Origin of the sequence: Cognatishimia sp., assembly GCF_964229375.1 — a bacterium.
Taxonomy (GTDB): domain Bacteria; phylum Pseudomonadota; class Alphaproteobacteria; order Rhodobacterales; family Rhodobacteraceae; genus Cognatishimia.
In genome coordinates this window covers 1-9,805 of the sequence record NZ_CAXREH010000177.1, presented here as the reverse complement: position 1 = coordinate 9,805, position 9,805 = coordinate 1, and the positions used below count along the sequence as shown (strand labels likewise).

Sequence of the window (9,805 nt, the reverse complement as noted above, 5' to 3'; positions counted from 1 at the left end):
CCCATTTCCTCGGATTCAGTGATCACTTTGGCCGCATGCAAAAGCGCCTTGGAGGGGATACAGCCCACGTTCAGGCACACGCCGCCAAGGTTGTTGTCTTTCTCGATCAGCACGACTTTCTTGCCCAGATCTGCGGCGCGGAACGCTGCAGTGTAGCCACCGGGGCCAGAGCCCAGAACGACAACCTCGGCATGTACGTCGCCTTGTCCTGTCGCATTTCCAGTCGGGGCAACGGCCGTCGGCGCAGCGGGGGCTGCCTCTGTTTGGGCACTGGGCGTATCCGTCGCGTCTGCGGCCTCCAGAACGAGGATGACAGAGCCTTCAGAGATACTGTCGCCCTCGGCAACCTTGATCTCTGTCACAGTGCCTGCAGCGGGCGAGGGCACTTCCATTGTGGCTTTGTCGGATTCCAGTTCGATTAGCGGATCTTCGGCGGCGACGGTATCGCCGACTGCAACCAGAACCGAGACCACGGGAACTTCGGCGAAATCGCCAATGTCAGGTACTTTTACATCCATCAGACCGCTCCCTTACCACATCAACTTGCGCATATCGCCCAAGAGCGTCTTGAGCGTCACGCAGAAGCGTGCGGCCAAGGCACCATCAACGGCGCGGTGGTCATATGACAAAGACAAAGGCTGCATCAGGCGCGGCACGAACTCTTCGCCATTCCAGACGGGGGCCATTTTGGACCGTGTCAAACCAAGGATCGCAACTTCTGGCGCATTCACGATTGGGGTGAAGGATGTGCCGCCAATGCCGCCCAACGAGGATATGGTGAACGTCGCGCCCGACATATCGTCGCCCTTAAGCTTGCCATCACGCGCTTTGCCTGACAGCTCGAGCAGGTCTTTCGAAATCTCGACGATACCCTTGCGGTCGGCGTCTTTGATCACCGGAACCATCAAACCGTTTGGCGTGTCTGCCGCAAAACCGATGTTATAGAAGTCTTTCTTGATCAGCTTGTCGCCATCCGGATGCAAAGAGCTGTTGAACTCCCAGTGTTCCTTCAACGCCGAGACCGAGGCTTTTATGACAAAGCTCAGCAGGGTGACGCGATAGCCGTTCTCTTTGGCGATCGTGTCCATTTCCTTGCGGTACTTGTCCAGATCCGTGATGTCGGCCTCATCATTGTGGGTGACATGCGGAATGTTCAACCAAGAGCGATGCAACGCCGGACCCGAGATCTTTTTGATACGCGGCATTTCGACGTTTTCGATCGGGCCAAACTTGCTGAAATCGACCGCCGGGATCGGAGGGATCCCCATGCCGCCTTGAGCAGGCGCCGTTGCCGGCGCGCTTGCTGTCGAGGATTTCAGGAAAGCTGTGACGTCCTCACGCAGGATGCGCCCTTTGCGTCCGGTGCCGTTGACCTTGGCGATGTCAATATCTAGCTGACGGGCAAAGGCACGCACAGATGGGCTTGCGTGGGCCTTGGAGAACCCGCTGTCTGTGACCGTGGCTGTTGCAGCAGCTGGTGCGCTTGGGGCGGCGGGGGCCGCTGGCGCAGGTGTTGCGACAGCCGCTGGTGCAGCCTCTGCTTCTGGTGCTGCGGCCGAAGCGGCTGCGTCGCCTTCCAGAACAACGATCAGAGTGCCTTCGGAAACCGGATCCCCTTCAGAGACTTTGATCTCGGCCACTTTGCCAGCCGCCGGAGAGGGCACTTCCATCGTGGCTTTGTCGCTTTCCACTTCGATCAGCGGGTCTTCTTCGCTGACCACATCGCCCACGCTGACCAGAATGCTCACCACAGGTACGTCGGAAAAATCACCAATGTCGGGTACTTTAACGTCTATTGTCATAACCTTGTCTCCTCTCCCGATCACACCAGACGGGGGTTCGGCTTGTCGCCGTCGATGTTGTATTTCTTGAGCGCTTTTTCGAGCTGCGCCTTGGTCACGTTGCCCTCACGGTACAGATCCACCATGGCGGCAGCGGCGATGTGGTTTGCGTCCACCTCAAAGAAGCGCCGCAGGTTCACGCGGCTGTCGGACCGTCCAAAACCATCTGTTCCCAGAACCGTATAGCGCCCCGGAACCGCAGACCGGATCTGCTCGGCGTAGTTCTTCATATAATCGGTGGCGACAATGATCGGGCCTTTGGCTTTGCTCAGCTGTTGCGTCACAAACGGAACCTTTGGCTCTGCCAGAGGGTTCAGGCGGTTGTGGCGCTCGGCGTCCTGCACGTCACGGGCCAGCTCGTTGAAGCTTGGTGCTGACCAGATTTCCGAGCTGACGCCGAAATCCTCTTGCAGCATTTCAGCCGCCTCAAGCGCCTGCACCAGAATGGTACCAGAGCCCATCAACGTGACATGTTTTTTGCCCGGTTTCTTGACGTCTTTGAACCGGTAGAGCCCCTTGATGATGTCATGTTCCACACCCACCGGCATGTCCGGATGGCTGTAGTTTTCGTTCATCAGGGTCAGATAGAAAAACACGTCTTCCTGATCTTCATACATGCGTTTCAGACCGTGCTGCACGATGGCTGCGACCTCGAACTGGAACGTCGGATCATAGCTGATGCAGTTTGGAATCGTGCCTGCCAGGATGTGGCTGTGACCGTCTTCGTGCTGAAGGCCTTCGCCGTTCAGCGTGGTCCGTCCGGCTGTGCCGCCCAGCATAAAGCCACGGGCGCGGCTGTCGCCTGCAGCCCAGGCCAGATCGCCGATCCGCTGGAAGCCAAACATCGAGTAATAGATGAAGAAGGGGATCATCGGCACGCCGTGGTTGGAATAGGACGTCGCCGCCGCAATCCAATCGGCCATGGCGCCTGCTTCGTTGATGCCTTCTTGCAGAACCTGACCATTGATGGACTCTTTATAGTACATCATCTGGTCTGCATCTTCGGGCGTATAGTTCTGCCCCAGCGGGTTATAGATGCCAACCGAGCGGAACAGGCCTTCCATCCCGAAGGTGCGGCTTTCATCCGGCACAATCGGAACCACCTGCTTGCCGATCTGCTTGTCGCGCAAGAGGGTGGTCAGAATGCGCACAAAGGCCATTGTGGTCGAAATCTCGCGCTCGCCTGTGCCTTTCAGCTGGGCTGCGAATTTGTCCAGCGCTGGGATCTCCAACTTGGGCGATGTGGTTTCCCGTTTCGGGAACTCGCCACCCAGTGCTTTGCGGCGATCCGCCAGATAGGCCTTTTGTGCGTTGTTCAGCTTCACGAATGGCGCTTTGGGCAGATCTTCGTCGCTGACCGGAATTTCAAACCGATCGCGGAAGGCGCGCAGTTGGTCTTCGGCCATCTTCTTTTGCTGGTGGGTGGTGTTCTGACCCTCACCCGCGGACCCCATGCCATAGCCCTTAACGGTCTTGATCAACAGGCAGGTCGGAGTGCCCTTGGTGTCGCTTGCGCGCTTAAAGGCTGTATAGACCTTTTGCGGATCATGGCCGCCGCGGCGCAGGGCAAAGATCTGCTCGTCGCTCCAGTCTTCGACCAGCTTGGCGGTTTCAGGATACTTGCCAAAGAAATGCTTGCGAATATAGGCGCCGTCTTTGGATTTGAATGTTTGATAGTCGCCATCGACCGTTTCATCCATCAGCTGACGCAGCTTGCCGGTGGTGTCTTTTTCCAGCAGCTCGTCCCAGCCCTTGCCCCAAAGCAGTTTGATAACGTTCCAACCCGCACCGCGGAAGTCGCCTTCCAGCTCTTGAACGATTTTGTGGTTGCCACGAACAGGGCCGTCCAGACGTTGCAGGTTGCAGTTCACGACGAAGATCAGGTTGTCCAGACCCTCGCGCGCGGCGAGGTCAATTGCACCGCGGCTTTCGGGCTCGTCCATTTCGCCATCGCCAAGGAAACACCAGACCTTGCGGTCTGCCATGTCGATCAGACCCCGGTTGTGCATGTATTTCATGAACCGCGCCTGATAGATCGCCATCAGCGGGCCCAGGCCCATCGAAACAGTTGGGAACTGCCAGTAATCTGGCATCAGCCAGGGGTGCGGGTAAGAGGACAAGCCGTTGCCATTTACCTCAGAGCGGAAGTTTTCCATCTGCTCCGCAGTTAGGCGGCCTTCCATAAAGGACCGCGCATAGATGCCCGGGATTACGTGGCCTTGGAAGAACACCAGATCGCCACCGTGGATCGCCGACTTCGAGCGCCAGAAGTGGTTGAGGCCAATGTCATACATCACGGCAGACGAGGCAAAAGAGGCGATGTGCCCGCCGTACTCGCTGCTTTCTTTGTTACGGCGCACGACGGTGGCCATGGCGTTCCAGCGGTTGATGGTCCGGATGCGCCATTCCATGTCCAGATCGCCGGGAAAGGCTTCCTGTTGATCGGTCGGGATCGTGTTCTGATAGGGGGTGGTCGCGGAGAAGGGCAGGGTTGCGCCAGCGGCACGGGCCTGCTGAACTGCTTTGTCCAAGAGATAATGCGCCCGGTCCGCACCGTCGCGTGCGATCACATCCTCGACGGCGTCCTGCCACTCTCGGGATTCAACCGGATCAATATCGTCCAACGGTGTTGCCATGTTGTGACCTCCTCCAATAGCTGCTTATCAACTATAGTTTAATGGTGAACTACTTTGGTAGCGGGCTGCATGCATAGCTGCCATGCGCCTACCGGGTAACTGATTTTGAAGAAGATAAGGGCAAAACGCCCGTCGGGATCAAAGGTGCCTGACGTCGAGTGCGCTGCAGACAAACTCAAGAAACAAAGCGAGAGCTGCTTAATCGCACAAAAAAAGACGCACCCAAATCATGGATGCGTCCAGTATTAAACTATTTTCTTGTGGGGCATCTTGCCCAACTGCTTAGTCCTCTTGTGGGAGCACCAAGTTCAGCACGATGGCACACAGCGCAGTGGGTGCAACGGCCGAGGTCATCAGGGTTTTTGCAATGTTCGGAAGGTACTGAACAGCGGTTGGTACCAGGTTCAAACCGAGACCCACGGCCAGCGAGATCGCGATGATCACCATGTTGCGGCGGTTCATCTTGACCTCGGACAGTACGTTCAGACCAGCGGCAGCCACCATGCCGAACATCACGATCACACCGCCGCCCAGAACAGGCAGGGGCATCGATGCGATAACCGCGCCGATCTTTGGCAACAGACCACAGATCACCATAATGGCACCTGCGATTGTCACCACGTGGCGGCTCATGATGCCGGTCATGCCGACGATGCCGACGTTCTGGCTGAAGGATGTGTTCGGCAAACCACCAAAGACGCCCGCAACGGCGGTTCCCAGACCATCTGCATAGGTTGCGCCTTGGATCTCGGCGTCTGTTGCGTCGCGACCTGCGCCTGCTTTTGCGGTTGCCGACGCATCGCCCACGGTTTCAATCGCAGAGACAATCGAAACCAGTGTCACGGCGATGACCGCGCCGATGCTGAATTCAAACCCATATGGCAACGGCTTGATGCCGGTGATCCAAGAGGCGTTCGCGACAGCGCCAAAGTTGACCATGCCAAGGAAGAACGCCAAAGCATAGCCTGCCAGCAAGCCAACCAGAATGGCTGCGCTGGACAAGATACCCTTGGTGAAGAACTTGAGCACCAGTGCCACAACAACGACGGTCAAAGCGACCGACCAGTGCTTCAGGGATCCAAAGCTTTCGGCTTCCATCTGGAACTGTGCAGCACCACCAGCGGCGTATTTGATGGCCACAGGGATCAGGTACAGACCAATCGCTAGGATAACGAGGCCGGTCACCAGCGGTGGAAACAGCCAGCGCAGATTTCCGATTACGGATCCAAGCAAGAAGTGGATGATACCGCCGATGATACAGGCGGTCAGAGCCACGCCCAGACCCTGTGTCGCGGCGATCCCGGCAAGCACGCCGACAAAGGCAAAACTGGTGCCCTGCATGATCGGAAGGCGCGCGCCTACGGGCCCGACGCCGACCGTTTGAAACAGCGTCGCGATCCCGGCAAAGAGCATCGCCATCTGGATCAGATAGATTTGCTCGGCACCGCCAAAGGCAAGCCCTGCGGCCCCTGCGACGATGATGGATGGTGTTACGTTGGATGCAAACATCGCCAGCACGTGCTGAAAGCCAAGCGGAATGGCTTGGTTTAAAGGCGGTGTTACATTTGGATCAGAATATGTCTGAGTATCTGCCATGAAGTGTCCCTCTTTCTGTTGGCATTGGGCGACACCGTTGGATCGGCGTCTTTTATTGTCTTATTTATTTACCACGAAAGACGTGGCGTATGTGAATTCCTGTAAATTGGCACCGCCGCCGATGCGGTCCACGACCGCAAACAGGCCGGGTGCGTGCAATGGGGTCAGCACCCCATGCCAAGTATTTCTATGAAAATTAATGCCTTGACCCGGAGCAGAAATAAAAGCCACGGGTGCGGCTGGCATGCCATCTTGGTCAGGCGCGACGATGATAAGAAATTCGGTAAGGCTCATCGGAATAAAAGCTTGCGAGCCTTGTGGGTGGCGTTCGACCAGATCAAACACATAGGGCAGCGCGCGCGGAACAGCGTCAAACAGGCTGATGCCGGCCTGACCATCTGTAAAATCCAGACGCGCCAGATCGTGATGACGCCCGCACATATCTTGATTGATCATTTTATCGGGGCGATCGCGCAGCTCGAGCACATCCCCGAAAGGCGCAAAGGCTTTGGCGGTGAGGGGCTGGGCCGTCAGTGCGATCATGGCAACAGATCCATCAGCCGCAATTCGGCGATCCGTTCGACCTGTTTGCAGGCCTCGGCGAATTCTGTCGCGCTGTCGTTGTTAAGCCTGCGTTCAAACGCGTGCAGGATCCCCTGTTTGTCGTGATCGCGCACGGCAATGATAAAGGGAAAACCATGCTTGGCCACATAATCGGAATTGAGCTGGGTAAAGGTGGTGCGCTCGGCATCGGTTAGCATGTCGAGGCCCGCAGAGGCCTGCTCTGAAGTAGAGTCCGCGGTCAACCGACCCGCCGCCGCAAGTTTGCCAGCAAGGTCGGGGTGCGCGAGCAGAACGCCGCGACGTTCGTCTTCGCTTGCGGTGCGAAAGACGCGGGCAAGGGCTGAATGCAATCCGATGGCTGAATCATGAGCTGGCCCAAGTTCGCCCGCAAAGGCGCGTTCCGCGATCCAGGCAGAGTGTTCAAATATGCCGCCATAGGTCGCAACGAAGGTCTGTTGATCCATCTGTGAAGGCCGCGCGTACCGCGTGTGCGGGTGATGTTCAGCCCAGTGACGCGCGATGTCGATCCGGCGCGGGGTCCAGACGCCTTCAAAGCCTTTGATATAGTCGATGAATTGCATCAGCCCTTTGATTTTGCCGGGCCGCCCGATCAGACGGCAATGCAAGCCGACGCTCATCATCTTGGGCGCACCGTTACGACCCTCTTCATAAAGCACGTCAAAGGCATCTTTCAGATACGTGAAGAAATCCTGTCCCGTCACCCAACCCGGCGACGTGGCAAATCGCATGTCGTTGGCTTCGAGCGTATAGGGGATGATCAACTGATCCCGATCGCCCTGTTCCAGCCAATAGGGCAGGTCGTCGTCATAAGTGTCCGAGATATAGTCAAACGTTCCGGTTTCTGCGACCAGCCGCACGGTGTTTGCAGAACACCGCCCTGTGTACCAGCCACGCGGCGCGTCGCCGGTGACTTCGGTATGCAGGCGAATAGCCTCGGCGATTGCCGCGCGTTCTTCGTCCTCGGGCATGTCTTTATGTTCAACCCACTTCAGACCGTGAGACGCGATTTCCCACCCGGCGGTCTGCATGGCGCGAACCTGTTCCGGTGCACGTGCAAGGGCAGTTGCGACGCCATAAATCGTGACCGGGATCTGGGCGCCTGTGAACAACCGATGCAGGCGCCAGAAACCGGCGCGAGCGCCGTATTCATAGATCGACTCCATATTGTGGTGTCGCTGCCCGTTCCACTGCGCTGCGCCCGGAATGTCTGACAAAAAGGCCTCGGAGGCTGCATCACCGTGCAACACACAGTTCTCGCCACCTTCTTCGTAGTTCAGCACAAACTGCACAGCGACGCGCGCACCATTCGGCCATGCGGCATCCGGTTGCGTCGCCCCATAACCACGCATGTCTCTTGGATATCGCTTCACGGCAGTGCTCCTGTGATTTTGAACCTTTTAGCGCAGGTCCATTGGAATTATTTTCAGGAGTATTTTGAAAGAGACTCAAGCCTCTGTACAGTATGATCACAGGTGCTGATCAGCGATAGATCAGGAGAACCAGTGAAAGGGTGAAAAATGAGCGGATATCTGACGACCCATGTTCTGGACACGGCGCGGGGCTGTCCTGCCGAGGGCATCAAGATTGCGCTCTATCGCGTGTCTGGAAACTCTCATCACAAGATTGCCGAGACCGTCACCAATTCAGACGGTCGCACCAACAGCCCTATTTTGCCTGAAGGTGATTTTAAAACAGGCACTTACGAGCTGATCTTCTTTTGCGGCGAGTACCTGCGCGAAACCCAGGATGATCTGCAAGAGCCGCTGTTTCTGGATCAGGTTCCAATCCGCTTTGGCATGAGTGAGGCCGCGCATTATCACGTACCTCTGCTACTGTCGCCGTTTGGCTATTCCACCTATCGCGGCAGCTAGCGGCAGGGTCAGTTCACGTCGGTCAGGCTTTGCGCCACATGCTGTGCCATATGGTCGATGAACAGGCGTGTCTTTGGGTCTTGATGCCGGCGATGCGTATAAAGGCAGCCCAATTGAATTGGCACCGGCGGCGTTTTGGCCAGAACCGGCACCAAGGCGCCGGACGCCAGATGATCGGCAACCTCAAAGACCGGTTTCATGATGATCCCATGCCCATCCAGCGCCCATTGGGTCAGCACGTCGCCGTCGTCAGTCTCAAACGGGCCGGTCACAGCAAAGCGTTGGGTCTCGCCGTCGACTTGCAGGGGCCACTGAAATTCAGGCGCGCCGGGATAGCGCAGGTTCAGGCAATCATGCGTGCCATCGATCAGCTGATCTGGCGATTTTGGCTGCCCCTTGCGTTTCACATAGCTCGGCGCGGCGCACATCAGACGCGGACAATCAGAAATCTTGCGCACACGCAACGCGCTGTCCTCGGGCAGGCCCAGATAGAACGCGATATCAAGGCCTTCGGCGGTCAGGTCAAGTTTGCGGTCAGACAGCCGCAATCGCACGCTGATCAACGGGTATTCTTCTTTGAATGCAGGGATTTGCGGCGCAATCAATCGTCGCCCGATACCCAGCGGAGCGGCTACAAAAAGCGAGCCGCGCGGGTTGTCGGTGACCGAGTTAACCGCAGCTTCGGCCTCGTCGATCGCCTCTAGCACTTTTACCGCACCGGCATAGAAAATATGCCCCTGTTCCGTGGCATTCAGCTGACGCGTGGTGCGCTGAAACAGACGCACGTTCAGATAGTCTTCAAGCTGAGAAATCCGCGACGAGGCCACGGCCGCAGAAATACGCTGATCGCGGGCGGCGGCAGACATGTTGCCCAGCTCGTAGACGCGGACAAAGGTGCGGATGTTGTCGATATAGGACATGATTTGCTTGTAAACCTTGAAACTCTTGGGGTTTATAAGGGAATAGAAGGTAATCTGCAAGGTCGATAGACTGCGCGCGAAGGAGCCAAAAATATGTTTGAATTGCCAATTATCTGGGAATGGGTCGGCTTTGCAGTGCGTTGGTTGCACGTGATTACCGCCATCGCCTGGATCGGATCTTCGTTTTATTTCATCGCGTTGGACCTGGGCCTGCGTCGAGGCGGAGACCTCGGCGGCGCGGATGGCGAAGAATGGCAGGTGCATGGCGGAGGCTTTTACCACGTGCGCAAATACCTGGTCGCGCCCGATGAGATGCCCGACCACCTCACATGGTTCAAATGGGAGAGCTATTCGAC

The 9,805-nt window shown here is 57.1% G+C and carries 9 protein-coding genes; 2 read left to right on the top strand and 7 right to left on the bottom strand.

What is annotated here, in order from left to right; translation table 11 throughout:
* The 6 genes from ACEQWH_RS12935 to puuE form a co-directional block, all read right to left on the bottom strand.
* The coding region (locus ACEQWH_RS12935; RefSeq protein ID WP_370231513.1) for a biotin/lipoyl-containing protein at window positions 1-518 on the bottom strand (518 nt) is incomplete at its 3' end.
* A gap of 12 nt (window positions 519-530) precedes the next feature.
* Entirely contained in the window at window positions 531-1,823 is a 1,293-nt protein-coding gene (gene aceF, locus ACEQWH_RS12930; RefSeq protein WP_370231515.1) for a dihydrolipoyllysine-residue acetyltransferase, read from the bottom strand.
* Window positions 1,823-4,477 carry a pyruvate dehydrogenase (acetyl-transferring), homodimeric type gene (gene aceE, locus ACEQWH_RS12925; protein ID WP_370231512.1) on the bottom strand — a complete coding sequence of 885 codons (2,655 nt, stop codon included), beginning with the start codon at window positions 4,475-4,477 and terminating at the stop codon, window positions 1,823-1,825. Before aceE ends, aceF begins: the two co-directional genes overlap by 1 nt.
* A gap of 282 nt (window positions 4,478-4,759) precedes the next feature.
* On the bottom strand, window positions 4,760-6,073 hold the full coding sequence (locus tag ACEQWH_RS12920; protein WP_370231510.1) for a uracil-xanthine permease family protein: 1,314 nt from the start codon (window positions 6,071-6,073) through the stop codon (window positions 4,760-4,762).
* Window positions 6,074-6,133: 60 nt separating this feature from the next.
* The gene (locus tag ACEQWH_RS12915; RefSeq protein WP_370231509.1) at window positions 6,134-6,616 is read right to left on the bottom strand and encodes an ureidoglycolate lyase; all 483 of its coding nucleotides are present in this window, start codon (window positions 6,614-6,616) and stop codon (window positions 6,134-6,136) included.
* A complete protein-coding gene (puuE, locus tag ACEQWH_RS12910) occupies window positions 6,613-8,028 on the bottom strand; it encodes an allantoinase PuuE (protein WP_370231507.1) in 1,416 nt (471 codons plus the stop codon). Before puuE ends, ACEQWH_RS12915 begins: the two co-directional genes overlap by 4 nt.
* A gap of 147 nt (window positions 8,029-8,175) precedes the next feature.
* Between puuE and uraH the strand changes: the two genes are divergently transcribed.
* The gene (gene uraH / locus ACEQWH_RS12905) at window positions 8,176-8,529 is read left to right on the top strand and encodes a hydroxyisourate hydrolase (protein WP_370231505.1); all 354 of its coding nucleotides are present in this window, start codon (window positions 8,176-8,178) and stop codon (window positions 8,527-8,529) included.
* 8 nt (window positions 8,530-8,537) lie between these two features.
* Here the strand turns inward: uraH and ACEQWH_RS12900 are convergent, their stop codons facing one another.
* Window positions 8,538-9,449, bottom strand: coding sequence for a LysR family transcriptional regulator (locus ACEQWH_RS12900; RefSeq protein ID WP_370231503.1), 912 nt, complete (start codon window positions 9,447-9,449; stop codon window positions 8,538-8,540).
* A 93-nt stretch (window positions 9,450-9,542) separates the two neighbouring features.
* Between ACEQWH_RS12900 and ACEQWH_RS12895 the strand changes: the two genes are divergently transcribed.
* Window positions 9,543-9,805: urate hydroxylase PuuD (locus tag ACEQWH_RS12895; RefSeq protein ID WP_370231502.1), on the top strand; the 263-nt coding region annotated here is incomplete at its 3' end.